This window comes from Massilia pinisoli (assembly GCF_024753285.1).
Classification (GTDB): domain Bacteria; phylum Pseudomonadota; class Gammaproteobacteria; order Burkholderiales; family Burkholderiaceae_D; genus Telluria; species Telluria pinisoli.
This window is the reverse complement of the sequence record NZ_JANUGW010000026.1, coordinates 12,906-38,766: the sequence shown is the minus strand read 5'-3', so window position 1 is coordinate 38,766 and position 25,861 is coordinate 12,906. Positions and strand designations below refer to the sequence as shown.

Annotated in this window: 16 protein-coding genes; 4 read left to right on the top strand and 12 right to left on the bottom strand. The window is 65.9% G+C overall.

Annotated features, from left to right (window positions below):
• Nucleotides 1-151: 151 nt before the first annotated feature.
• The 4 genes from NX784_RS25145 to NX784_RS25130 form a co-directional block, all read right to left on the bottom strand.
• Nucleotides 152-2,551 carry a GH92 family glycosyl hydrolase gene (locus NX784_RS25145; RefSeq protein ID WP_258819426.1) on the bottom strand — a complete coding sequence of 800 codons (2,400 nt, stop codon included), beginning with the start codon at nucleotides 2,549-2,551 and terminating at the stop codon, nucleotides 152-154.
• Nucleotides 2,552-2,564: 13 nt separating this feature from the next.
• A complete protein-coding gene (locus tag NX784_RS25140) occupies nucleotides 2,565-3,968 on the bottom strand; it encodes a glycoside hydrolase family 47 protein (protein WP_258819425.1) in 1,404 nt (467 codons plus the stop codon).
• Between the two features lie 84 nt (nucleotides 3,969-4,052).
• A complete protein-coding gene (locus NX784_RS25135) occupies nucleotides 4,053-5,594 on the bottom strand; it encodes a tryptophan halogenase family protein (RefSeq protein WP_258819424.1) in 1,542 nt (513 codons plus the stop codon).
• Nucleotides 5,595-5,663: 69 nt separating this feature from the next.
• Nucleotides 5,664-8,738 carry a TonB-dependent receptor gene (locus NX784_RS25130; RefSeq protein WP_258819423.1) on the bottom strand — a complete coding sequence of 1,025 codons (3,075 nt, stop codon included), beginning with the start codon at nucleotides 8,736-8,738 and terminating at the stop codon, nucleotides 5,664-5,666.
• A 389-nt stretch (nucleotides 8,739-9,127) separates the two neighbouring features.
• On the opposite strand from NX784_RS25130, the gene NX784_RS25125 reads away from it, so the two are divergent.
• Nucleotides 9,128-10,873: a ClcB-like voltage-gated chloride channel protein gene (locus NX784_RS25125; protein ID WP_258819422.1), complete on the top strand. Its 1,746-nt coding sequence runs from the start codon at nucleotides 9,128-9,130 to the stop codon at nucleotides 10,871-10,873.
• A gap of 1 nt (nucleotide 10,874) precedes the next feature.
• Here the strand turns inward: NX784_RS25125 and NX784_RS25120 are convergent, their stop codons facing one another.
• The 4 genes from NX784_RS25120 to ssb form a co-directional block, all read right to left on the bottom strand.
• Complete coding sequence (locus NX784_RS25120) at nucleotides 10,875-11,555, bottom strand: methyl-accepting chemotaxis protein (RefSeq protein WP_258819421.1); 681 nt, start codon at nucleotides 11,553-11,555, stop codon at nucleotides 10,875-10,877.
• A gap of 163 nt (nucleotides 11,556-11,718) precedes the next feature.
• On the bottom strand, nucleotides 11,719-12,027 hold the full coding sequence (locus tag NX784_RS25115; RefSeq protein ID WP_258819420.1) for a putative quinol monooxygenase: 309 nt from the start codon (nucleotides 12,025-12,027) through the stop codon (nucleotides 11,719-11,721).
• Nucleotides 12,024-12,395: a winged helix-turn-helix transcriptional regulator gene (locus NX784_RS25110; protein WP_258819419.1), complete on the bottom strand. Its 372-nt coding sequence runs from the start codon at nucleotides 12,393-12,395 to the stop codon at nucleotides 12,024-12,026. Before NX784_RS25110 ends, NX784_RS25115 begins: the two co-directional genes overlap by 4 nt.
• A 134-nt stretch (nucleotides 12,396-12,529) precedes the next feature.
• Complete coding sequence (ssb, locus tag NX784_RS25105; protein WP_056437874.1) at nucleotides 12,530-13,030, bottom strand: single-stranded DNA-binding protein; 501 nt, start codon at nucleotides 13,028-13,030, stop codon at nucleotides 12,530-12,532.
• Nucleotides 13,031-13,507: 477 nt separating this feature from the next.
• On the opposite strand from ssb, the gene uvrA reads away from it, so the two are divergent.
• Nucleotides 13,508-16,357 (top strand): excinuclease ABC subunit UvrA, encoded by a 2,850-nt coding sequence (gene uvrA, locus NX784_RS25100; protein ID WP_258819418.1) that lies wholly within the window; start codon nucleotides 13,508-13,510, stop codon nucleotides 16,355-16,357.
• A 41-nt stretch (nucleotides 16,358-16,398) separates the two neighbouring features.
• On the opposite strand, the gene NX784_RS25095 is transcribed toward uvrA, so the two are convergent.
• The 3 genes from NX784_RS25095 to NX784_RS25085 are packed head-to-tail and all read right to left on the bottom strand — an operon-like array spanning nucleotide 16,399 to nucleotide 21,371.
• Nucleotides 16,399-17,619 (bottom strand): cyanophycinase, encoded by a 1,221-nt coding sequence (locus tag NX784_RS25095; RefSeq protein ID WP_258819417.1) that lies wholly within the window; start codon nucleotides 17,617-17,619, stop codon nucleotides 16,399-16,401.
• Nucleotide 17,620: 1 nt separating this feature from the next.
• Entirely contained in the window at nucleotides 17,621-20,374 is a 2,754-nt protein-coding gene (locus tag NX784_RS25090) for a TonB-dependent receptor (protein ID WP_258819416.1), read from the bottom strand.
• Nucleotides 20,375-20,408: 34 nt separating this feature from the next.
• Entirely contained in the window at nucleotides 20,409-21,371 is a 963-nt protein-coding gene (locus tag NX784_RS25085; protein WP_258819415.1) for a MurR/RpiR family transcriptional regulator, read from the bottom strand.
• Nucleotides 21,372-21,522: 151 nt separating this feature from the next.
• Here NX784_RS25085 and NX784_RS25080 point away from each other — a divergent pair, with 151 nt between their 5' ends.
• Both NX784_RS25080 and NX784_RS25075 read left to right on the top strand, forming a co-directional pair.
• Nucleotides 21,523-22,641, top strand: a complete 1,119-nt coding sequence (locus NX784_RS25080; protein WP_258819414.1) for a succinylglutamate desuccinylase/aspartoacylase family protein — start codon at nucleotides 21,523-21,525, stop codon at nucleotides 22,639-22,641.
• Between the two features lie 23 nt (nucleotides 22,642-22,664).
• Nucleotides 22,665-24,035, top strand: a complete 1,371-nt coding sequence (locus tag NX784_RS25075; RefSeq protein ID WP_258819413.1) for a YfcC family protein — start codon at nucleotides 22,665-22,667, stop codon at nucleotides 24,033-24,035.
• A 34-nt stretch (nucleotides 24,036-24,069) separates the two neighbouring features.
• Here NX784_RS25075 and NX784_RS25070 read toward each other — a convergent pair whose 3' ends face one another.
• Nucleotides 24,070-25,644 carry a GH39 family glycosyl hydrolase gene (locus NX784_RS25070; RefSeq protein ID WP_258819412.1) on the bottom strand — a complete coding sequence of 525 codons (1,575 nt, stop codon included), beginning with the start codon at nucleotides 25,642-25,644 and terminating at the stop codon, nucleotides 24,070-24,072.
• Nucleotides 25,645-25,861 lie beyond the last annotated feature (217 nt).

Genomic DNA, 25,861 nt, shown 5'->3' with positions numbered 1-25,861 from the left:
TGAAAAAGGTATGCCTCTTTTTCAAGCATCGATCGTGCCATCGGCACCCGTAGCCCCTATGCGTGCTGACTGGGCGCGCGCCGGCTCGCTGTTCCGTAAATTTGGTCGACAGCGAGCCGGACCATGCTGACCGGCATGTCCATGAAACGGCTCAGCGTGGCAGGTCGCGGGCCTGCGTGCCCCAGCCCGCCACGTCAGGCTGCGGCGCGAGCGTATAGCCGAGCGTGCCGCCCGCCTGCAGCTGTTCCCAGTCGAGCCACACGCGCGACACCGGCTTGCCCGCCCAGTTCACCGCGTGCACGAAGCGGCGCTCGCCGGGCTTGGCGTCGGGCGCATCGATGCGCAGCACGCGGCCCTGCGGCAGGTCGATTTCCGCGTGCGCGAACCGGGGCGCGTGCAGCAGGAAGCGGCCGCTGCCCGGCGTGTCCGGGTACATGCCCAATGCGCTGAACAGATACCAGGCCGACATCGTCCCCAGGTCGTCGTTGCCCGTCACGCCGCCGGGGCCATTGCCGAACAGCGTTTCCGCCGCGCGCAGCACGGTTGTCGTCTTCCACGGCTGGCCCAGCAAGGTGTAGACCCATGGCGCGTGCAGGTCCGGTTCGTTGTTCGGGTTGTAGCGGAACTGGCTGTAATAGCTGTACGGCCCGACGACCCACGACTTGCGCACGGCCTGCGGATCGGCCACGAGCGCGTCGTAGTCGAAGAACAGGTCGAGGCGGTGCAGCGCCTGCGCCGGCCCGCCCATCGCGGCGGCGAGGCCAGGGATGTCCTGGCGTACGAGCCACTGGTATTGCCAGGCCGTGCCTTCGTGGAAGCCACGCTCGCTGCGCGGATCGTAACCGCCGCCGACGTCGGCGAACCAGCTGCCGTCCTGCACGCGCGGGCGCGGGAAGCCGCGCAGGCCGGTCTGCTTGTCGATGACGTCCGCGTCCCACACGCGACGCCAGTTGAGGGCACGCTGGTCCAGCACGCGGGCATCGTCGGCATGGCCCAGCGCCTTCGCCATCACGGCCAGCGCGCTGTCGGACAGCGAATACTCCAGCGTGGCGGACGCGCCGTGGTGCGGATCGATGTCCATGCCCTTCGCGACGAACGCGCGGTCGTACTGCACGAAACCCTGGCGCAGATAGCTCGGATTGCCCGCGCGGCCTTGTGCACGGATGCGCTGCGGCGGCACGCCGGACGCGTTCTCGCGCAGCGCGGTGTACGCCTCGCGCTCGCGGCCTTTCAGCGCGCCGTAGCGCCACAGGTCGACGAGGAAGGGCGTGACGGGGTCGCCCGTCATCACGTTCGTCTCGAAGTTGGCATAGCCCCAGCGCGGCAGCCAGCCGCCCTGTTCACGGATCTTCAGCACGGAGTTCGCGATGTCGCGCGCGCGCTGCGGGCGCAGAAGCGCGAGCAGCTGATTCTGCGCGCGGTACGTGTCCCACAGCGAGAAGAATTCGTAATACGTCCAGTCCTTCGCCGTGTGGATCGCGTCGTCGTAGCCGCGGTAGCGACCGTCGGCGTCGTTGCCCGTCAGCGGCTGCAGCAGCGCGTGGTACAGCGCCGTGTAGAACACCGTGCGGTCGTCCTGGCTGCCGCCGTCGATGCGGACACTCGACAGCTCATGCTGCCAGGCCGCCTGCGCCTTCTCGCGCATCGCGTCGAACGCGAGCGGCCGGTTGCCGGCCATGCCTTCCGCCTGCAGGTTGGCGCGCGCGCCGTCGGCATCCACGTGCGAGATCGCGCTGACCGCCGTGACGGCGCGACCGCGTTTCAGGTCGAACGTCAGCCACGCGCCGTGCGGACGGCTGTCGCCTTGCTGGCTGGTGCCTTGCGCGTTCGGCCAGCCGCCGCGGTCGTCCCAGATGCCGTGGGCGACGAACGGCTGGTCGAACACGATGCGGAACCACGTCGTGTATTGCGCGCCGCCGCAGAAGCTCTTCGTCGTGATGCGGCCTTCCACGCTGCGGTCGTCCACGATCCGCAGCGCGCTGCCGACGACGGAATGGCGCTCGTTCGCCTGCCCGACGTTGAGCAGCACGTGGCCCGTGTCGGCGCCGGCCGCGAACATATAGCGCTCCGCGGCGGCGCGGGTCAGCGCCGTCGTCTCGGCCGTGATGCCGCCGTAACTCGTCAACTGCACCTTGTAATAGCCGGCCTGCCCGACTTCGCCGTCGTGCGTGTAGCCGGCCGCATAGCGCTTGTAGTCGAAGCTGTCCGCCTTCGCGGTGTCGAAGTCGCCGCCGGGGCCGATGCGGCCCGTGACCGGCAGCACCTGCAGCTGCCCGCCCTGCTCCCAGCAGCCCGCGCCGGACAGGTACGAGTGGCCGAAGCCGCGGATGCGCGCGTCGCTGTAGCGCCAGCCCGCGTAATGCTCGCCCGTGGGGCCGACCTGGATCATGCCGAACGGCGCCGACGCACCGGGGAACGTGTTGCCTTCGTCCTGCGTGCCGATGAACGTGTTGACGGGCGTGGCATCGAGCTGCGACGCGGACTGCGCCGCCAGCGGCAGCATGATCGCCGCGAGCAGCGCTGCCAGGCGCGGGGTTGGGAAACCGGTCATGCGCGCGCCCCTTTCAATGCGCCGCCGGCAGGCGCAGCGGATGCGCCTCCGTGTTGAACGTGACGGCATCGAAGTCCAGCGCTTCCTTAGTCGCGAACAGCAGGTAGAAATACTTGAACGTCTCGGCGAAGACGAAGCTCTCCATCGAATCTTCCTGGACCTTGGTGCGCACGTCCTTCAGCGCCGCATAACCGGAATCGGTGCGGCACCAGCGTACGAACGCCTCGAAGAATTCGCGGCCCATGGCGCGGTAGCGCGCGTCGCCCGTAGTGTGGTTCAGGTAGTACGCCGATTCGATGATCTCCGGACGCAGCGCATAACCCGGCGACGTGATCTTCATGCGCGCATAGTCCAGCGCTTCCGGTTCGACGCCGGCCAGGCGCCACATGCGCAGGCCCGACTCCTGCAGCGCCTTCGCGCGCGGCACGTCGCCGCCCAGCGCCAGCAGCGCAGGCATGAACGCGTCCAGCGCGCCGTATTGCGTGGCGGTGCGGCGGCCCGTGTTCATGTCGGCGTGGCCGTACCACAGGGCGCCGTCGCGCTTGTCGGCCAGCGACTTGTTCATGCCCGCGATGCTGTGATCCCACATCGCCTTGCATTCGCCGTCGCCGAACAGGCGGTAGCACTTGTACAGGTATTCGTAATAGGAGTCGATGCCGCCGCCGATGTGGGCATCCGTGTTGACCCACTTGCCGGTTTCCACGTCGATCGCCGAACCCACGAGACCATCCGCCGACGCACGTTGATACGTTTCGACGAGCGCGCGCTTGGCCTTCTCGAAGTACACGGGCTTGCCCGTCAGCTTGCTCAACATGCCGAATTCGAGGACCAGCGTGCCCGTCTCCGCCGGGTTGCTCACGTTGCCGCTGACCTTCCCCGTACGCAGGTTGACGTGTGTGTACGGCAGGCCCGTCGGCGACTCGAACACGGGCAGCAGGCGCCGGCCCAGGTCGTCCGCCTTCGCGAGCAGGCGGTCGTCGCCCGTCAGCTGGTAAGCCGAGATCAGGCCGCCCAGCAGGCGGATCGTGATCTCGAAGTTTTGCACTTCCATGTCCTGGTCGAACGACAGCTGCGTCGCGATCAGCTCGCGCGCCTCGTCCGCCTCCGTCTTCAGGCCCATGATGACGAGCGTGTCCAAGGCATCGACGGGCGTCATCAACAGGGAGTGCGCGTACCAGTCGCGCGGCTTCTTGCTCAAGGGGCTCAGCGCATCGTGGCCCCAGGCATACTGTTTATACCCTTGCCAGGCATGGCGCATCTCGTCCTTCACGCGCTGCGCGAGCGCGGCGGATTCGGTCGCGCTGACGGGACGCAGTGCGGGCGCGGGCGCGGCTGCTTGAGACAGCGCCGGCAGCAACGCGAACAGGGCAACGCACAGGCCACGCATCACTGGTTTGGATGAAAAAAAACGGGTCACGATATGTCTCCTTGAAATCTTGTCGTCGTCATTTTGATAGCACCGTCCGCAGCGTCAATCGATGCCAACGAAACTGCGCGGTTTTTAGCGCGATTTAGTAAACGCGGTCCAGTGCCGCGCAATCCATTCTTCGTGCGTGGGCATCGTGCCGACTGCCTGCGCCAGCACGGCGCGCATGCCCTCGACGTGGTCGACCAGCTTCCCTTCGGGCATCTCGTCGACGATGGGGTGGTAGCCGCGCGGGACGATGCGCTGGCCCAGCATCACCTGCACCCAGCTGGGCAGAGCAAAAAAGTCCTCGCCGTTGCGGAAGTAGCGGCCGTCCGTGCGGAACAGGTCCATCGCCTCGCGCAACGTGTCCGGGACGGCCATCGTGCGGCAGTGGTTCCAGAACGGCGTGTCGTCGCGCTGCGTGGCGTGGTAGTGCAGGATGAGGAAATCGCGCACGCGCTCGTATTCGAACACGGATTCGCTGTTGTAGCGTTCCGCCAGCAGCGGGTTCGGGTCGCGCGTGGGGAAGAGGCTCAGCAAGCGCGTGATGCCCGACTGGGCGAGGTAGATGCTGGTGGATTCGAGCGGTTCGAGGAAGCCGGCGGCGAGCCCCAGCGCGACGACGTTCTTGTTCCAGAATTTCCTGCGCATGCCCGTCGTGAAGCGCAGCAGGCGCGGCTCGGCCAGCGCCTCGCCGTCCAGGTTGGCCAGCAAGGTGGCGGCGGCTTCATCGTCGCTGATATGCCGGCTCGAATACACGTGGCCGTTGCCGACGCGTTGCTGCAGCGGGATGCGCCACTGCCACCCCGCGGCCTGCGCCTTGGCGCGCGTGTACGGTGTGAGCGGCGCGGTACTGGCGCTGGGCACCGCGAGCGCGCGGTCGCATGGCAGCCAGTGCGACCAGTCCACGTAGCCGGTCTGCAAAGTCTGCTCGATCAGCAGGCCGCGGAAGCCGGAGCAATCGATGAAGAGTTCACCGCCGATGGATTCGCCGCTTTCCAGCGTCACCGATTCGATGTAGCCGTCGCCCGCGCGCTGGTTCACCTGGACGATCTTGCCTTCGATACGGCGCACGCCACGCCGCTCCGCCAGGTCGCGCAGATAGCGCGCGTACAGGCCGGCGTCGAAGTGGTAGGCGTAGGCGATGTCGGCCAGCGGCGACTGCGGCGACGCGTTCCGGTCGCCGGGCGCGAACCGGTTGCGCGGCGCCATCACGGTCTGCGGCGAATAATCGCCGATCGGTCCCGCGCGCCCGGCCAGGTGCAGCTTCAGCCAGAACTGGTGGAACGGCAGCGGTCCGATCGAGCGGCCGATGGCGCCGAAGCCGTGGAAATAACGGTCGCCGATGCGCGCCCAGTCGTTGAATTGGATGCCCAGCTTCGCGGTGGCCTGCGTGCGCTTGACGAATTCCGCTTCGTCGATGCCCAGCCACTGCCCATTGAACAGCTTCATGTGCGGGACGCTGGCCTCGCCCACGCCGACGATGCCGATTTCTTCGGACTCGACGAGGCGGATCGTCGCGCCCTTGCCGAGGTAGGTCGCAAGGGCCGCCGCGGCCATCCAGCCCGCGCAGCCGCCGCCGACGATGGTGATGCTGGTGATCCGCTCGTTGCTGATCCGATTATGCGTACTCATGAAGGTCTCCACAAAAGAAGACGCCTCCCGGGGCCCGGATGGGGCGCGGGGAGGCAGGTTGCTGCGGGCTTAGAACTTGTAGTTCAGGCCCACGTACGCGATGCGGCCGGCGTAACCGTTCGAATAGAAGCGGTCTTGCGTGTCGTTGCCCAGGTGCGAACGCGACTCCTGGCGGGTCAGGTTCAGCACGGACGCCGTCAGGCTCAGCTCCTTGGTGAGGTTGTACGCGACGTTCACGTCGACCTGGCTGTACGGATCCTCGTACACGTTCAAGCCGTTCTCGAGGCCATCCACCACTTCGCCGCGGCGGTTGTACGACACGCGCGCCAGCAGCTTGTCGGTCTCGTAGAACAGGGTGACGTTGGCCTGGTTCTTCGCGCTGCCGACGAGCGGCGACGTGCCGATGTTGGTGCCGTCTTCGAGCGTGATCGCGGCCTCGTTCGTCTTGTTGTACGTGTAGTTGACCTGGAAGCCGAAGCCCGACGCGAACGTGTGCTGCGCGTACAGTTCGACGCCTTTCGACACGCCGTCGCGGCCGCCGGCGCTCGTCGAGTAGTTCTGCACCGTCACGTTCTGGCCGCCGACGGACATCGTCACGTTCTGCACGACGGGCACCGAGAAGTTGCTGACATTCTTGCGGAAGACGTCGACGCCGAGCACCGAACCACGATGGAAGTACCACTCCAGGCCCAGGTCGTACTGGGTCGCCTTGTACGGCTCGAGGTTCTTGTTGCTGCCGCTGCCGAACCAGCCCTGCTTGTCGCCACCGCCGATCAGGCGGCGGTCGTTGACGTATTCCTGGCTGTAGTACTGCAGGCCGCCGGGCGATGCGATGTCCGAATAACTCGGGCGCGAGATCGCCTTCGATGCGGCGGCGCGCAGCAGCAGGGTGTCCGTCAGGTCGTACGCGAGGTTCAGGCTTGGCAGCACGTCGTTGTACGTGCGGTCGAGGGCACTGACGACGAACGACTGCGTGTGCGCCGTGCTGTCGGGCAGCGTCGTGAAGCCGCTGACGCAACCGGAGCCCGCGGGTGCGCCGGCGGCCGGCGCGCCGCCCGCCTGGCAAGGTGCCGGACTGCCGTTGGCGCCATTGAAGAAATAGTCGCTGTAGTTGTCGACGCGGTCCGTCGAATCGGCATGCTGCTTCGTGCGCACGAAGCGGAGGCCGACGTTGCCGCGCAGGCGGTCCGTCTTGATGTTGGCCTGCACGTAGGCCGACGAGATCTTCTCGCTGACGTTGTAGACGAAGTTGTCTTCGTTCCGCGTCTGCATCTGGCCGTACGTCTGGTTCAGGTGCGAGATATAGGCCGGGTAGTCGATCGCCGGGAAAGCGCTGGCCTTGATGCCGCCGGCGATGTTCGGCAGCGACTGGCCGTACAGGTACGACGGCTGGAACTTGTTCGCGGTCGGATCGCAACCGGCCTGGTAACGCTTGTCGTAGTTGGTCGGGTCCGCGCCCTGGCACACCCAGTAGTTGTTGCCCGTGTTGCGGTGGATGCCGCCGTCGCGGTACTTCGCGCCGAACTGCAGCGAGTCGATCCAGTTCATGTCCGTGTGCCACGTGAAGTCGCCCTGCGCGTACTTCTGCTGGTTGCTGTTGCGCGTCCAGGACGACGACGTCGAACCGAGGTCGATCTCGCCGATGCCCTTCATCAGGTTGTCCATCAGCTGCGGCGAGAACGTCATCGTCGGCGTGCCGGCCAGGCTCCACGCGCTGGCGTAGTTACCGAGGGTCCAGCTGCCGTCCGCATTCTGCAGGCGCGGCTTGATCGGCATGCCGAACTGCAGCGACGGACCGCCACCGGCCCACGTGCGGCCGGCCTTGAAGCTGGCGTCCAGCGACTGGCCGTGCCAATCCGCTTCGAGGTCGAACGTCTGCGACAGCGCCTTCTCGCGATTAAAGCTGCCCGTGATCTGCGGGGTCGGGACCGTGCAATCGTCCGGACCGAAGCCGCCGGTGTTCGTCAGTCCGCCGGCCGCGGCCGCGTCGCCGCTGCAGTAATACGTCTTGCCCGGGTGGGCGCTGTACTGCGCGCCGGTGACGAGCGTGTGGCTCGGGTCGAACGTGAGGCCGTCGAGCATGCGGCCACCCGGCCAGTTGCCGTCGCCGGAATAGCGCGCCAGGTTCCACTCGGGGATCTTCAGCGTGTTCGTCTGCGAGTTCTGCGACAGGTCGAAGCGGAAGTAGTTGGCGACGAGGTTCAGGTTGCGCACCGGCTTGAACTGCAGCGTGAGCTGGCCGCCCTTGCGCTCGCGCTCCTCGGTCTTCACGTTGAAGTTGACCGACGTCGGCATCATGAAGTTCGTGTAGTAGTGGCCGCCCTGGTCGTAGAAGCCGGACTCGCCCCACCAGTAGCTGTCCATCTTGGAGGGCCTGCCGTTGACGTCCGTCGCCGGATGCGCCTCGTAGTCGTCGCCGTACCACTGCCAGTTTTCCGTGCTCGTGCCCATGGTGCGCGTCGTGCGTTTCTGCTGGGTGTAGCCCACCAGGACGCCGAAACGGTTCGATGCATCGTGCCACGCGTACTGGCCCGAGAACTGGCCGTCCGTCTTCTTGGTCGTGTCGGCCCAGGTGCCCTCCGCATTGACGAAGCCGGAGCCCGACTTCACGTCCAGCGGACGGCGCGTGTGCAGGATCACGGTGCCGCCGATGCCGCCCTCGTCGATGCGCGCTTCCGGCGTCTTGAACAGCTCCGCGCTGGACAGCATGTTCGACGGCATCAACGTGTAGTTGAACGAACGGGTCGGATCGCCGTTCGATTCGGCCGTCGCGATGTAGTTGCCGTTCAGTTCCGTCAGGGTCAGCTCGGACGAGAGGCCGCGGACGCTGACGTTCTTGCCCTCGCCGCCGCTGCGGTCGATGATCACGCCCGGCACGCGCTGCAGCGCATCGGCCACGTTCTTGTCGGGGAACTTGCCGATGTCCTCGGCCGTGATCACTTCGACGATGGAATTCGCTTCACGCTTCTGGTCGAGGCTTTTTTCGATCGAGTAGCGGTAGCCGGTGACGACGACTTGTTCCGGCGCGGCCGCGTCCTGCGCGTGCGCGTGCGCGACGGCCAGCAATGCGGTGGCCACCGCCATGGCGATGGGCGTCGCGCGGCAGATGCGCTGCCGGGCGGCGAGAGGGGTTCTTAACGTCATGTAGGTCTCCTGGTTATGTCCTGCCAAGGGCTTTTGTGGTGGTGGTGGCAGGTCTCTCATTACGTGTGGAATTGCGGGGTGCCATCCGCACCGCCTCGTGACGATTTACTAAACGAGGGAGATGCCGCCTGGATCCGATGGGCACTGCGTTCCACCCAGGAAAATTTATACAAAGGAAGGAGGGTCGTTTCAACAAGCTTTCAAAAATCACACGATGTTTAGTCGGTTTACTAAACTAGCGCGGCGGATTTACGACATGAAATCGCTTTCACAATTTGGGCCAGGTGATTTTTCATTTTGAGGTCGCCGACCAGGTAAGCCGACGGGCGCATGCCGTGTGCATGCTATAGTTGGCGGCCTGGACGCCGCGCCAGGCCGCACATCACACCATGAACACGTCTCCACCCGACCGCCTGCGCACGCGGCTCTCGCAACTGCTGCGCGCCAACGCCATCCTGCTGTGGGCGGCGCTGGTCGGCTTTGCCGGCGCGCTGGCAACGCTCGTCTTCCGCGACGGCCTCACGCTGCTGCAGGCGCTGCTATTCGGCCGCAGCGGCTCGTTCGTCGAGATCGCGACGTCGCTGTCGTGGCAGGCGCGCCTCCTGACGCCGTGCGCCGGCGGCCTGTGCGCGGGCTGCGTGCTCGTGCTGGCGCGCCGCCACGCTGCCGGCGCGCGGGCCGACTACATGGAAGTGGTGGCCGTCGGCGACGGCAAGGTGCCGGTGCAGCTCACGCTCGTCAACAGCGTGTCGTCGCTGCTGTCGATCGCGTCCGGCGGCTCGATCGGCCGCGAGGGCTCGATGATCCAGTTGGCCGCGATGACGGCGTCCGTTGTCGGCCGCATCGCCCGTTTCAACACGGTGCGCCTGCGCCTGCTCGTGGCCTGCGGCGCGGCGGCCGGCATCGCAGCCGCCTACAACGCGCCGATCGCGAGCGCGTTCTTCGTCACCGAGATCATCCTCGGCGCCATCACGATGAACAGCCTGGGCCCGATCATGGTGGCGGCCGTCGTCGCCAACATCACGATGCGCCGCCTGCCCGGCTACCACCCCACGTACGAGATGCCGGCCTTCGCGCCGATCGCCAACCTGGAAGTCGTGTGGTTCGTCGCCCTCGGCGTGCTCGCAGGCCTGATCGCGCCGGCCTTCCTGTACGCGCTGCAGCGCATGCGCCGCCTGTTCGCGGGGAGCCCCCTGCCGTTGCCGCTGCGGCTCGCGCTCGGGGGACTCGGCGTGGGCGCGATCTCGATCTGGGTGCCCCAGGTGTGGGGCAACGGCTACAGTGTCGTGAACGCGCTGCTGCACCAGTCGTGGCTGTGGCAGGCCGTGCTCGTGGTCCTCGTCTGCAAGATCGCGGCGACCTTGCTCACGAGCGGCTCCGGCGCCATCGGCGGCATCTTCACGCCCACGCTGTTCGTCGGCGCGGCGGTGGGCCACTTGTTCGCGCTCGTGCCGCAGGCCCTGTCGCCGGAAACGGCCGCGGCGCCGGCCGCCTTTGTCGCCGTCGGCATGGGCGCCGTGCTGGCCGCCGCGACGAGCGCGCCGCTGATGGCCATCCTGATGATCTTCGAAATGACGCTCAGCTACTCGCTGATGCTGCCGCTGATGCTCGCATGCGTCGTCGCGTTCGGCGTCGCGCGGGCCGTGAACGGGCCGTCGATGTACGAGATCACCGCGCGCCGCGCGGCCGACGAGCAGGAGCGCGAGCGCCTGCGCGCGATCCGCATGCAGGAGCTGATCCGCCCCGCCGACACTTTCCTGCCCCAGCACGCGCCCGTCGCGCAAGCCGCCGCGCTGTTCCGCGAACATCCCGTGAAATACGTGTACCTCGTCGATGCCGCCATGCGCTACCGCGGCGCGGTGGCCCTGCACGACGTCGCCGCGCTGTACCAACACGACAAGGCCGCGGCCCGCACCTGCGCCGAGATCGCGCGGCCCGACGCGCTGCCTGTCGTCACGGCCGACATGGGGCTGGACGAGGCGCTGCGCCAGTTCATGCGCCATTTCGGCGAGCGGCTGCCGGCCGTGCGCAGCGCCGATGACCCCGAGTTGCTCGGGGCCGTGCACAAGACGGACGTGCTGGATGCGTATGTGCGGTTGAACCGCGTGCCGCTGGGGGGGCAGGTGGAGGCGTGAGTCAGTAGGTCAACGACCCCGCCAACGCCGTCTGCACCAGTTCGTCGATCTCGCCGGTGACGTTCGTCATCGTGCTCGCCACGACGGCAAACTCCTTGCCCACCGGCCCCGCGCGCGCGGCGACGACCTGTGCATTGAAGGCGACCATGCGCGCCTGCCGTGCGATGGTCTTGATGTCGCCCATCAAGTCCTGCATCTGCCTGCGCTGCAGCAGGGCATGGCGCTTGGACTGTTCCTCGTACACCAAGGTCAGTGCGTTGAGCACGCTGAGCAGCGGCGTCGCGCTACGCACCAGCTCGTCGAGCAACGCCGGCGCGCGGGGCGACGATCCGGCGATGGCGTCCAGCGTGTTCTCGGACAGCGCGATGAAGTCGCGCACGACCTTGTCTCCCTGCAGGTTACCGAAGTAAGCGTCCTGCAATTGCGGGCAGAAGATGCCCGGCAAACCCTGCTTGCCCTGCACGAGCGTGACGTGCGCATCCTTGAACGACGCCAGCGTGTCGCGCGCGGTCTTGTCGGCGCCTTCGTGGCCGAGCGATGCCAGCACGGAATACAGCACGACCCGCTGGGACGTGAAGCGCCGCCGGCCGGACAGGTTGATCAGCGCGCCGAACACGTCGCCGGACAGCTTCGGTTCGGACGGGGCGGTGGCTTTGACGGGTAGAACTTCTGCGTACGACATCCTGGACTCCGATCGGTGTGACCGCCGACGGCGGCTGACACTGCATCCAATGCAGGTTCTGTGCCAGCCCAGTCCATGGTTGCCAAGCCGATGCGCACTAACTTGAGTCATACCGTTGCGGCGTCGTGCACCCAAGCCGTGAGCCCAGCCCAAACAGGGGCACTCACGCCCGCGACAGCACCGCCGTCCGTTCGTAATGCCGCATCTCCTCGAGGTTGCCGACGAACGGCCTGACGCTCGCGAAGAACGTGCGGAATTCGGGACTCTTGCGGAACCCTTCCATGTGCCCTTCGATGGAATCCCATTCGATCCGCAGGATGAACGACGTCGGCTCTTCCGTGCAGCGGCTCAGCTCGAAGCCCAGGCAGTGGCTGGATGTGTGCAGCGCGTCGGCCGCCGTCGCGTAGGCGGATACGAACTGGTCGGCCTGGTCGGCCGGAATCTTGTAGCGGACATACTCGATCACCATCATGTGCTCCGATCCTGTTCAGGCAAACGTAAATCGATCCCGTTGCGGCGGGCATGGCCGACACCCCATTCGTGCAGCGACTGCAGAACGGGAAGCAACGTGCGCGACGCTTCCGTCAGACTGTATTCGACACCTTTCGGCACTTCGTCATCCAGCGCTTCCCGGTGAACGAGGCCGTCCGCTTCCAGTTCCCGTAACTGGGCGGTGAGCACTTTGCGCGATGCGCGTGGAATCAACCGCACCACATCGGTAAAACGCAGCGGCCCATTCTTCAGGTAGTAGATGATCGTCGGCTTCCACTTCCCGCTGATGCAGTCCACGGCAACCTCGATGCTGCAGAAATAATCGTGTGTCGTCCGGCGTGTGCTCATCGTGTGTTCAAGAGTAACCGGGTGGTCATGGCGGTGCAATAAGGCACAAATTTGTAACCCATCGATGCGTGCAAAGAAAAAGCCCGCTGTTCTTGCGAAGAGCGGGCTTTCATCAGTGGACGGCGGATTCCGGTTTAGAACGGAATGTCGTCATCCATGTCCGAGAAGTTCGGAGCCGGTTTCGGCTGCGGACGTGCGGCCGGTGCCGGCGGGGCCTGGCGCGGGGCCGGGCGGCTCGGGGCTGCGTCGTAGCCGCCCATGTCGTCGCCGCCACCGTAGCTGTCGCCCCCGCCCATGCCCTGGCGGCCGCCCAGCATCTGCATGTTTTCAGCGATGATGTCGGTGGCGTAGCGCTCGATGCCGTCCTTGTCCGTATATTTGCGGGTCTGCAGGCGGCCTTCCACGTAGACCGACGAACCCTTCTTCAGGTATTGGCCGACGATCTCGGCCAGGCGGCCGAAGAACGAGATGCGGTGCCACTCGGTCAGCTCTTTCTGCTCACCGGTGTTGCGGTCCTTCGATTTGTAGGACGTCGCCACGGCGATGTTGGCGATGGCGTCGCCGCTCGGCATGTAGCGGATTTCCGGATCGCGGCCAAGATTGCCGACGATGATGACCTTGTTGACTGATGCCATTTTGTAAAGCTCCTTTGGATAGTCCCTGACTCTGCGTGATGTCTAAGCGTCGGGGAAACTGGTTAAGATGCGTCCACTATTATGCCTGTTTCGTTGCTTTAAGATGCAACTTTTTGCGCATGTTGCGGTGCTGGCGGACGACCGTTTTGCAGCATCCGCTCAGACAGCCTAAATGGGGGCGAAGTGCCCGGATTCGAAGAGATACGCATCAATACGCCCGCCAAAAAAATTTCGGCTTTCTGGTACGTCTGCCATTGAATTGCCCCATCCGCGGACCACATACGGAACGCACCCGGCGCCGTCGCGCGGCACGTCTTGACAAGTCGTCATATCATGCTGCCAAGCCCCGCAGACTTTTTCGAGCACCGGCATACCACTGTAAATAAAAACAGGTAAACTAGTGCGCTTTCCCGTTCGGCCCGCTCATGAGCATCCCGTGCGCCGGCCCCGCAACCATTCGAAAGCCTTCAAACAACAATGGAAGAAATCCGTATCCGCGGCGCCCGCACGCACAATCTCAAGAACATCAATCTCGACCTGCCGCGCAACAAGCTGATCGTGATCACCGGCCTGTCGGGCTCCGGTAAATCGTCGCTTGCCTTCGACACGCTGTACGCCGAGGGCCAGCGCCGCTACGTCGAATCGCTGTCCGCGTACGCGCGCCAGTTCCTGCAGTTGATGGAAAAGCCGGACGTCGACATGATCGAAGGCCTGTCGCCCGCCATCTCCATCGAGCAGAAGGCCACGTCGCACAACCCCCGCTCGACCGTCGGCACCGTCACCGAGATCCACGACTACCTGCGCCTGCTGTACGCGCGCGTCGGCACGCCGTACTGCCCGGACCACCCGGAAGAGCCGCTGGCCGCGCAAACCGTGTCGCAGATGGTCGATGCCGTGCTCGCGATGCCGGAAGGGACCAAGCTGATGATCCTGGCGCCCGTCGTGGCGAACCGCAAGGGCGAGCACAGCGACCTGTTCGAAGCGATGCAGGCGCAGGGCTTCGTGCGCTTCCGCATCCAGAGCGGCACGCACGCGGCCAAGATCTACGACGTGGACGACCTGCCGAAGCTGAAGAAAACGGAAAAGCACACGATCGACGTCGTCATCGACCGCGTGAAGGTGACTGCCGAGATCAAGCAGCGCCTGGCCGAGAGCTTCGAGACGGCGCTGCGCATCGCGGACGGCCGCGCCGTCGCGTACGAGATGGACACCGAGAAGGAGCACATCTACTCGAACAAGTTCGCGTGCAACGTCTGCGGCTATTCGCTGCAGGAGCTGGAGCCGCGCCTGTTCTCCTTCAATAACCCGATGGGCGCCTGCCAGGAATGCGATGGCCTGGGCCATATCGAGTTCTTCGATCCGAAGCGCATCGTCGCGTTCCCGAACCTGTCGCTGGCGTCCGGCGCCGTGAAAGGGTGGGACCGCCGCAACCAGTTCTACTACCAGATGCTGACGAGTCTCGCGGCCCACTACGGCTTCGACCTCGACAAACCGTTCGAGCAGCTGCCGAAGTCCGCACAGGACGTCGTCATGTTCGGCTCCGGCAAGACGTCGGTGCCGTTCGCGTACGTGAACGAGCGTGGCCGCACGGTGATCCGCGAGCACACGTTCGAAGGCGTCGTGAACAACCTGCAGCGCCGCTACCGCGAGACGGATTCGATGGCCGTGAAGGAAGAGCTGGCGAAGTTCATCAACGAGAAGGAATGCCCGTCGTGCGGCGGCGCGCGCCTGCGCACGGAAGCCCGCTACGTCAAGATCGGCAACGGCAAACAGCAGCGCGCCATCTATGAAGTGGCGAAGACGCCGCTGCGCGATTGCCTCGGCTACTTCAAGGACCTCGAACTGACGGGCGCCAAGCGCGACATCGCGGAACGCGTCATCAAGGAGATCGTCGCACGCCTGTCGTTCCTGAACGACGTGGGCCTCGACTACCTGTCGCTGGACCGCAGCGCCGACACCTTGTCGGGCGGCGAAGCACAGCGCATCCGCCTCGCGTCGCAGATCGGCTCTGGCCTGACGGGCGTGATGTACGTGCTGGACGAGCCGTCGATCGGCCTGCACCAGCGCGACAACGACCGCCTGATCGGCACGCTGAAGCACCTGCGCGACATCGGCAACAGCGTGCTCGTGGTCGAACACGACGAGGACGCGATCCGCACGGCCGACTACATCGTCGACATGGGGCCGGGCGCGGGCGTGCACGGCGGCGCCGTGATCGCCGAGGGCTCGCTGAAGGACATCATGAAGAGCAAGGAGTCGCTGACGGCGGCCTACCTCTCGGGCAAGAAGAAGATCCACGTGCCGAAGAAGCGCACGCAGGCCGACCCGGACCGCCAGCTCGTCATCACGGGCGCGACCGGCAACAACCTGAAAAACGTGTCGCTGGAGCTTCCGGTGGGCCTGCTCACGTGCGTGACGGGCGTGTCGGGTTCCGGTAAATCGACCCTCGTGAACGACACGCTGTATCCCGCGCTGTCGCGCCACCTGTACGGCTCGCAGACGGAACCGGCGCCGCACGACGCCATCCACGGCCTGGAACACTTCGACAAGGTGATCTCCGTCGACCAGGCCCCGATCGGCCGTACGCCGCGTTCGAACCCGGCCACGTACACGGGCGTGTTCACGCCGATCCGCGACCTGTTCGCGACGGTGCCGACGGCGAAGGAACGCGGTTATTCCGCCGGCCGCTTCTCGTTCAACGTGAAGGGCGGCCGCTGCGAAGCGTGCCAGGGCGATGGCGTCATCAAGGTCGAGATGCACTTCCTGCCGGACGTGTACGTGCCCTGCGACGTCTGCCACGGCAAGCGCTACAACCGCGAGACATTGGAAGTCCAGTACAAGGGCAAGAACATCACCGAAGTGCTGGAGATGACGGTCGAGGATGCGCACGAGTTCTTCAAGCCCGTGCCGGTCATCGCGAGAAAACTGCACACGCTGCTGGACGTGGGCCTCGGCTACATCAAGCTGGGCCAGAGCGCGACCACACTGTCAGGCGGCGAGGCACAGCGCGTGAAACTGTCGCTGGAACTGTCCAAGCGCGACACGGGACGCACGTTGTACATCCTCGACGAGCCGACGACGGGCCTGCACTTCGCCGACATCGACCTGCTGCTGAAAGTGATCCACCGCCTGCGCGACCAGGGCAATACGCTCGTCATCATCGAGCACAACCTGGACGTCGTCAAGACGGCGGACTGGATCGTCGACTTAGGGCCGGAAGGCGGCGCGGGCGGCGGCACGATCGTCGCGCACGGTACGCCGGAAGACGTGGCCAACAATCCGGCGAGCGTCACCGGCAAGTACCTGAAGCCCTTGCTGAAGCAGTAGGTTGGGCACGTGTTGGATGCCCCGGCATCCAACACCCTTCCTCACTCCGCCGTGTAGAACGGCTGGTGCACCCGCACCGGCCGTACGTCCATCCGGATCCGGTAGACCGAATACGCATCCTCGCGGTTCGTCACATACGTCGCGCTGTCGGGCACGCGCGTGAACGTGAACTCGAAGCCGCGATCCGGTGCCACGCTGTCCGGCCCTTCGAACGCGACGCCGACGGCGCGCTGCAAATCGCTGTCCGCCAGTTTTTCCAGCAGGTCCGCCACCGCCGTGTTGCCGAGAATGTCCGTGTAAAAAATCGGCGCGCGGTGCTCCACGTAGCGCCTGTCGACGGGCTCCTTGCCGGGGCCCGGCACGTAGGTGCGGCTCGCGAGGTTGAACCGGTCGCCGCTGTCCACGTAGCTGATGCGCGCATTCGACACGTTGAAGCGCGGCTGCGCCTTGTCCGTCGTGGCATCCGCAAGGTCGAGCACGAGCGCGCCCCGGTAGCCGATCACGGTGACGTCGCGTGCCGGGCCCACGATGGCAGCCGTGTTCTCATCGATCCCCAGTCCCAGCGTATAACCCTTCACCAGCATCGCGGGCAGCATGCGCGCGAAGCGCCCGCGCGCGAGCAGGTGCTGGTCGACGAAGACGTCGTTGCCGATGAAGCCGAGGCCCGGCGCGATGTCCTTGCCGTCGACCACGCCGTTCTTCAGCAGGGGCATGACCTCCAGCGGCGGATCGTTGAACATGGTGCTGCTCATGACGGCGGCGCCGGCGCTCGTCCCGGCGATGACGCCGCCGCGCCGGTACAGCGTCCACACGGCATCCAGCAAGGCTGAGTTGCTGCCGTCCGCGCGCCGTAGCGACGCCGTGATGCGGGCTTGATCTCCGCCCGTGAAGAACACGCCGCCGGCCTTGCGCACGGCATCGGCCAGCGTCGGATCGTCCGCGCTCTTGCGCGCCGACGCCACGTCGTCCTTGCCGGCCAGCCGCGGCGCGACGGGGACGACAAACGCGCGCGCGCCGTAGCGCTTCAACGCGGCGACGGTGAGCTCCGCTTCCTTCGCGGGATTCTCGGCAGCCGTCGGCAGCACGGCGATGCGGGCGCCCTTGCCGCCCGCGAGCGCGACGATTCTTTCCCACACCTCCGCGTTGTTGGCGCGCAGGCCGCCGCCGATGATGACCAGCGAACCTTTGGGCTCGACCGGTGCGGCGCCGACCCACGCGCTGGCGCCCGCAAGCGCCAGCACGACGCACAAGCGCTTCAGCATGTCAGCGGAACGAGTAGTTCACGCTCACGAACGCGCTGCGGCCGCGCGGGTCCGTGTAGCTCGGGTCGTACCCGGCCAGGAAGAACCAGGCCTGGTTCGAGAACGGCGGATCGGCATTGAACAGGTTCAGGACACCAGCGCGTACCTTCAACTGCTTGCTGACCGTCCAGCTGCCCGTCAGGTCCCACAGCGAGTAGTACTTCACGTGGTTCGGCGGCAGCAGTTGGTCCGTGTACGGGTCGTAGGTCGTGTTCTGGTCCGTGTAACCCATCGAGTACTGGTTCGCCAGCGTCAGGGCGACGGGGCCGTTGTCCCATTCGAAGTTCACGCGGTGGCGCCATTTCTGGATCGCCTGGTCGTTCAGGAACACGCCCAGGTTCGTGCGGAACGGTTCCTGCGGACCGAACTGACGGTCGTAGTGCAGGATCAGCGTGCCGGACAGGTTGACGCCGAAGCGGCCCCAGGGCCCACGCTCGCTGCGCCAGTCGCCGGCGATGTCGAAGCCCGACGTCCTGAGCTTCCCCTGGTTTTCCTTCATCAGGAGGATGTTCGAGATGAAGCCGTCTTCGTCACGCTGGATGTACTTGCCGTTGTACGCGGCCGGGTTTTCGATGATGACCTGTTCGCCCAGGGTGCTGATCACGTCGCGCTTCTCGATGTTCCAGTAGTCGATCGAGAGGCTCGTGCGCTTGACGGGTTCGAACACGGCGCCCAGCGAGAACTCGCGCGATTTCTCGGGCTTCAGGTTCGGGTTCGAGCGGCGTTCGACGTTCCACTGGTCGGTACACGTGTCGATGCTGCCTTCCTGCGCCACGCATTGCGGGTCGGTGAGGATGCCGGCCGTCGTGCCGAAGATTGTCGGGCGCTTCAGGTCCGACAGCGACGGTGCGCGGAAACCCGTGCCGGCCGACGCGCGCAGCAGCAGCGATTGCATCGGCTGCCAGCGCAGGCCGATCTTCGGATTCGTCGTGTTTCCGACTTCGCTGTAGTGGTCGTAGCGCACCGCGAACTGCATCTCCAGTTCCTTGGTGAACGGCGCGACCACCTCGGTGAACACGGAGGCCACCTTGCGCGTATTGTCCGCGGTCTCCACGTCGGCCAGTTCGCCGGCCGGGATCGTGCTGTCGCGGTCACCCTGGATGTTATTCGAGCGCAGCAGCTCCGACGGCCTGAACGTCTGGTGCTCGTGACGCAATTCGCCACCGACGGCCAGCGCGAGATCGCCGCCGGCCAGCGCCATCAGCGAGCGCGCCATCTTGCCGTCGAGGGATGTCGACACGCCCTTCGCGTTGCGTGCGTCGTCGTTGATTCGGATCTTGTTGATGAGGTCCCGGCCGGCCTGCGACGACGCCCCGAACGGATTGATCAACCCCGAGCGCACGCCCGCCTCGAACTGGTCGTACAGGAAGTAGCCGTCGACGTACGTGTCGATGGCCTTGTTCTCGGCGCGACCCAGCGCCACGTCGTAGTCCCAGCCTTTGAAAGTGCCTGTGGCACCCAGCAGCAGGCGCTGGCCGGTACTCGTCACGTCGTTGGAGCGGTTGCCCGCTTCCGCCATCCGGTAGCGGAGCCGGCTGACCGTGTCAGGCAACCCGGCCGCAGACAGCGCGTTGCGGTACGCGTCCGGCAGGATGCTGACAGGCAGGTTGCGCAAGGACGACACCGGGTTCGGCGACAACACGTATTTGGTCTTGGCCTGCGTCTGCACCCACTCCGCGAACAGCTGGTTGTCCGGATCGAGCTGGAACGTCGCGCGGCCGATGAAGCCGATCTTGCGCGAGTCCGGGTATATCTCCGTATCTTCCATGTAGTCGTAGCTGCAGCCGGCCACGCCGCCCGGGCCTTTCGGGGCATACACGGTGGCGGGTGGATTGCAGTTCGGCGCGCTCGGGTTGACGCGCCGCGCGGTGGTACCCGCCGGCAGCAGGCCCGCGCCGATCAGGGCGTCGCGCTGTGCGGCCGAGATGTCGATATTCGCGGGGAACGTGTTGCTGGACATCTGCGCCGGCAGGGTCGTCGCGAGCGGATGGTCGCGAATGAAGCGGCGCTGGCCGGAACGCAGGCGGTCGAGCTGCTGGATGTCCAGCACGCCGAACACGTTGAAGCGGTCGGTGTTCAAATCGCCCGTGCCGCCGCTGAGGCTCAGCGTCTTCTTGCCCGCCCCGCCCTGCTGCGTGCCCGCGGCCGACGCGGCCAGGTCGATGCCCGTGTAATCCTTGCGCGTGATGAAGTTGATCACGCCGCCGATGGCATCGGTACCGTAGATCGCGGACGCACCGTCCTTCAGCACCTCGACGCGCTGGATCGCGCCGGCCGGGATGTTGTTCAGGTCGACGCCCGAGTTGTCGCCGGGCGACGCGAAGTTCGCGAGGCGGCGGCCGTTCAGCAGGATCAGCGTGGACGACACGCCGAGGCCGCGCAGGTTGGCGCCATTGAGGCCGCGCTGGCCGGACGTGCCGTCCGAGATGCTGGGGCCGTCCGTCAGCGGCGCCGTGTTCGCGCTGATGTTCTTCACGAGCTCCGCCGCCGTCGTCGCGCCCATCTTTTCGATGTCCTCGCGCGAGATCAGCTGCACCGGGAGCGCCGTCTCCGTGTCGATGCGCTTGATCGACGAGCCGGTGATCTCCACGCGGTGCATCTTGGGCTCGTCGGCTTGCGCCTGCGCGTGCGCGTGCTGCGCCATCAAGGTCAGCGCCGCCGCGACGCTGGATGCCAGGACGGCGGGCCGCAACGTATTCGATATGTGCTTCGTCATGCAGTGCTCTCCCTTGGGTATCTTGGTGGGTGACTCAGGATGTCTTCGCGACGGAGCGCTTGCGTGCACCCTCTTTTTTCTGCGTGCTGCGGACTTGGTGTTCGCCGTACAGGTAGGCGGCGATGGCCTCGGTGTGGCGCGCCGCCTTGGCGACGTTGGCCTTGTTGGACGTCATCAGCGACACCGCGAGCGCTTCGATGACGGCCAGCGCCGCGCTCGAACTGCTGGGCAGCACGGGGTGCGCGCTGTGCGCGTAGAGCACGTGGTGCCCCAGTTCGGCGAGCGGCGACGCGGGCGAATCGGTGATCGAGACGATGACGGCGCCGGCATCGCGCGCGAACCGCGTGAGCGGGACGACGTCGAGCGTGTAGCGCGGCAGCGAGATCACGACCAGCACATCCTTCGCGCCGACGGTCGCGAGGTGCCCCGCCGCGACCTCGGTGCCGCCGCTCGCCGCGACCTCGACGACGTGGCGGCAGAACGGCTGCAAATGCATCGCGAGGGCGCCCGCAAGGAACGACGACAGGCCGAACCCAAGCACGTACACGGTACGCGCCTTCGTGAGCACCGTGCCCACGCGGTCGATCTGCGTGCCGGCCAGGGCGCCGCGCGTGGCCGTCAGCGCGGCTTCCGCATACCCGAGGCTTTCCAATGCGGGCGACGCCTTCGCGGTGCGGCGCGCGATCGTGCTGCGCAGCTTTTCGACGGGCTGCAGCAGCGATTGCAGCGTCTCCGCCACCGCGCCGCGCATCGCCGCGTAGTTTTTAAAACCGAGATCGCGCGCGAAACGGCTGATGGTCGCCGTCGACACGGCGCAGGCTTCCGCCAGTTCCTCGATGCCCAGCGCCGTCACGCGCACCTGGTTGCGCAGCAGGTGGTCGGCGATCGCGCGGTTCGACGCCGAGCCCTCGGCCAGCACGCGCAGCAACGATTGGCCGAGCGACGACTCGGCGAAACCGACGTCGGGCGAAGTGCTGGGCGGAGGACGAAGAGGCATCGCGTATGCATGTCATTAGATTAATATTTTTAAATGTAAAACAGGTCGGCGGCACAACTCAACAAGATTTTGAAAATTTTCTTTCATCGATTTACGTTGTGTAAAAATTCATACATAATCGGCGGCAGCCAGACGCCTGGAGACACGGCATATGCATACGACGACCCATCCGATCGCCACCGACACCGGCAGCGCCAACTACCAGCTCACGGCTCACCATTACGGCACCGCCGGCAGCGGCAAGAAGGTCTACATCCAGGCCTCGCTGCACGCGGACGAAGTGCCTGCGATGCTCGTGGCGCACGTGCTGCGGAGCGAACTCGAACGGCTCGATGCCAAGGGCCGCATCCACGGCGAAGTGATCCTCGTGCCGGCCGCGAATCCCATCGGGCTGTCGCAGGTTGTGCACGGCACGCCGCTGGGCCGCTTCGACCTGGGGACCGGCATCAATTTCAACCGGGGCTTCCGCCACGTCGCCGACGAATTGAAGGACGCGCTGGCGGGCAGGCTCGGGCCGGACGCGGACACGAACGTCGCGGCGATCCGTGCGGCGGCGCGCGCGGCCGTCGAAAAATGGGAACCGTCCGGCCACACGGACACGCTCAAAAAGACGCTGCTGGCGCTCGCGATCGACGCCGACATCGTGCTCGATCTGCATTCCGATAACGAAGCGCTGCTGCACGTGTACACGGGCCCCGCGCTGGCGGAACGCGTGGCACCGCTGGCGGCGCTGCTCGGCGCGCACGCGTATCTGCTCTCTGCCGGCTCCGGCGGCGAGCCGTTCGACGAGGCATGCAGCCGGCTGTGGTGGGACCTGGCCGAACACGCGGATGCGGCGACACCGATCCCGCCCGCGTGCGTCGCCGTCACGGTGGAACTGCGCGGCGAAATGGACGTGCGCTACGACTACGCCGAACAGGACGCGCACGCGCTGCTGCAATGGCTCGCGCGCGAAGGCATCGTCGACGTCCCGCAAACCGCGGTGCCTGCGCCGCTGTGCGCGGCGTCGCCGCTGGAAGGCGTCGAACCGCTGCATGCGCCGCAGTCCGGCGTGCTCGTGTTCCTGAAGGCGCTGGGCGATGCGGTGCAGGCGGGCGACGGGGTCGCCGACGTCGTCAACCCGGTGACGGGAGAAACCGCCACCGTGCGCGCGAGCCGCGACGGCCTGCTGTTCGCCAGCACCGCGCACCGGTACCTGCAGCGCGGGATGCACATCTGTAAAATCGCGGGCACGACACCCTTCCGTTCCGGTTCCCTGCTGAGTCAATGAGGTCGATGCCCATGCGCCTGCGTATGCCCAACACCTTCGTGCTGCTGTTCGCGATCCTCGCGCTGATCGCGCTCGCCACGTGGCTCGTCCCCGGCGGGAAGTACGACACCCATCTCGTGAACGGCAAGCAGCTCGTCGACCCGGCCTCGTTCCACTACATCGCAAGCAGCCCGCAAGGCCTCGTGGCGCTGATGAAGGCGCCCATCAAGGGCTTCGTGGAGGCGGCGCAGACCATCGGCTTCGTGCTCGTCGTCGGCGGCGCGTTCGCCGTCGTGCAAAGGACGGAGGCGATCGACACGGCGATCCGCTCCATCGCCCGCGCGCACGAGACCTCGAGCGTCGTGCGCGCCGCCCTGATCCCCTTGTTCGTCACCCTGTTCTCGCTGGGCGGCGCCACGTTCGGCATGAACGAGGAGGTGATCCCGTTCATCCTGATCTTCGTGCCGCTCGCGCTGGCACTGGGCTACGACACCATCGTGGGCGTGTCGATCCCGTTCCTCGGTTCGCAGGTGGGCTTCGGCGCCGCGTTCCTGAATCCGTTCAACGTCGGCATCGCGCAGGGCATCGCGGGCGTGGACGTGTTTTCTGGGATGGGCTACCGGCTGATCGTGTGGGCGACGGCGACCGTCGTCACGATCCTGTTCCTCATGTGGTACGCGGCGCGCGTCAAGCACAATCCGGCGCTGAGCCCGACCTATGTGCTGGACCAGGCGCGGCGCAAGGAACACCCGCCCGTCATGCACGGCGACCGCATGACGGGACGGCACATGGCGGTGCTGGCGATCTTCGCGCTGGCGCTCGGCTCGATGGTGATCGGCGTCGTGAAATTCGAGTGGTACATCGAAGAGATCGCGGCGCTGTTCCTGTCGATGGCGATCGTCGTGGGCATCGCCGGCCGGCTCGCGCCCGACGACTGGGTGGGCGCTTTCATGCAGGGCGCGAAAGACCTCGCGCCGACGGCGCTCGTGATCGCGGTCGCGCGCGGCACGATGATCCTCGCACGCGACGCCCACATCATCGACACGATGCTGCACGGCCTGATGCCGTTCGTGCAGTCGAGCCACCCCGTGTTCTCCGCGCAGAAGATGTATCTGATCCAGTCGGTGATCAACTTCTTCATCCACTCGGGCACGGGCCAGGCCGCGCTGACGATGCCGATCATGGCACCGCTCGCGGACCTCGTGGGCGTGACGCGCCAGACGGCGATCCTCGCGTTCCAGCTCGGCGAGCTGTCCACGCCGATGATCCCCACGTCCGGCATCACGGTGGGCGTGCTCGCGCTCGCGCGCGTGCCGTGGATCACGTGGGCCAGGTGGATGATCCCGCTGCAGCTGATCTATCTCGCGCTGGCCCTCGCGCTGCTGGTGCCGCCTTGCCTGACGCAGTGGAGTTGACGGCGCCCCACCGCGTCAGGTCAGTCAGGTCAGGTCATTGCGCGATCTTGACCAGCACGACGTCGTTGGCACGCATCGGCACCTGCACGCTCGCCGCGCCGTTCGCGCCGACCTTCACGGACTTCGTTTCCGGCTTGTCGGCGGCCAGCGCCTGCAGCTGCGCGAGCTGGTCGCCCGTGAGCGTCTTCGGCTTGCCCATCTCGATGTAGGCCGTGTATGCGTCGTTGGCCTTGAAGCCCGTGCGGTAGATCTGCACCGCGTACGTGCCCGGCTTCATGCCCTTCAGCTGGATCTTCAGCGGCGTCGCTTTCTTCGTCGGCTGGACGGCGCCGAAGAACGGACGGTTCGTCTTCTTGCCCATGTCCGGCGTCTGGAAGTCCCAGGCGAGCACCTGCACGCCGTTCGCGTCTTTCGTCACCCAGCTTTGCTTGTCGGCCGTCTGCACCTGCTGGTCGCCCAGTTCGTGCATGTACTTGTACGCGAACCACGCGGCCTTGCGGATGCCCTGCGGGTTCATCAGGCCGAAGCCGCCTTCGAACGGCGCCGTCGGCGGACCCGGTTCCTCGAACAGGTCCGTGTACGTCCAGTAGCTCATGCCTTGCGCGACGCCTTCCGTCGCCTTCAGCTTCGACAGGATGTACGCGGCGCTGATGTACGAATCGTGTACGAGGTCGCGCGGGTTGTAGCTCGTGCTCCACTCCGTGAAATACAGCGGCAGCTTGGGCAGGTACGACGCCTCGATCTCCTTGCGGACCTTGACCACGTCGCCGACGATGCCGTCCGGCTTCGGTGACAGCTTCTGGTCGCCCTGGCCGTTCTCGTCCAGGAAGCCGCCGTCCACGCCGTACGTGTGCGTCGTGATGAAGTCGACCGCCGCGCCGCTCTGCTTCGTGTGTGCGAGGAATTCCGGCACCCACGCCGCGCCCGCCGTCGACGGACCGCCCACGCGCAGGTCCGGGTCGATCGCCTTCAGGGTCTTCGACGTCAGGTCGAACAACTCGAAATACGCTTTCTGGTCAGCCTTTTCCCAGAAGCCGTCCAGGTTCGGCTCGTTCCACACTTCGAAGAACCAGCTGCGCACTTCTTCCTTGCCGTAGCGCTGCTGCACGTGACGCACGAACGCGTCGACGAGGCCGGCCCACTGGTCCGGTTTCGGATGCGACGTGTTGCCCTTCCAGTAGAAGATGCTGGCGTCCGACGACTTCATCGCCTCCGGCGTGAAGCCCAGCTCGACGAACGGCTTGATGCCCATGCCCAGCAGCTTGTCGTACAGGTAGTCGATCTTCGTCCAGTCGTACACGGGCTTGCCGTTGACGACTTTATAGGTGCCGAGGATGTCGTGGAAGATCGCGTGGAAGCGGATATAGCGGAAGCCCAGCTCGTCTTTCGCGATCTTCAGCTGGGCCAGGCTGTCGTCGCGGATCAAGGTGCCCGGGTAGTCGGAGCCCACCGACAGGTCGGCGAAATGGTCGCGTGCGACGGTCGGCGCGTTCGCGTCGACGACGATCTGGCGCGTGGTGCCCGCGGCCGATGCGGTCGCGGGCAGGGCGAATGGGGAAGCGAATGCCAGCGCCAGGGCGGCGCGCAGCACAGTGCGGCGGTGTCTCATGCTTGTTGTCCTTATGACGTCGGGACTCGCATATCAAAATGTTTGCGCTAACAGTGCGAGTTGACGACAGGATAAATGATTACCTTCGTTTAGTAAAATCAAAAAACCAAATGATTTCGCGCAACTCCATGCGAGAAATCATCAACTGTCGATGTGCACGGAAACGCCCGGATTGGTAGAGAGGACCGTCGACTTGTCGCCGTCCGTGGCGATGCGC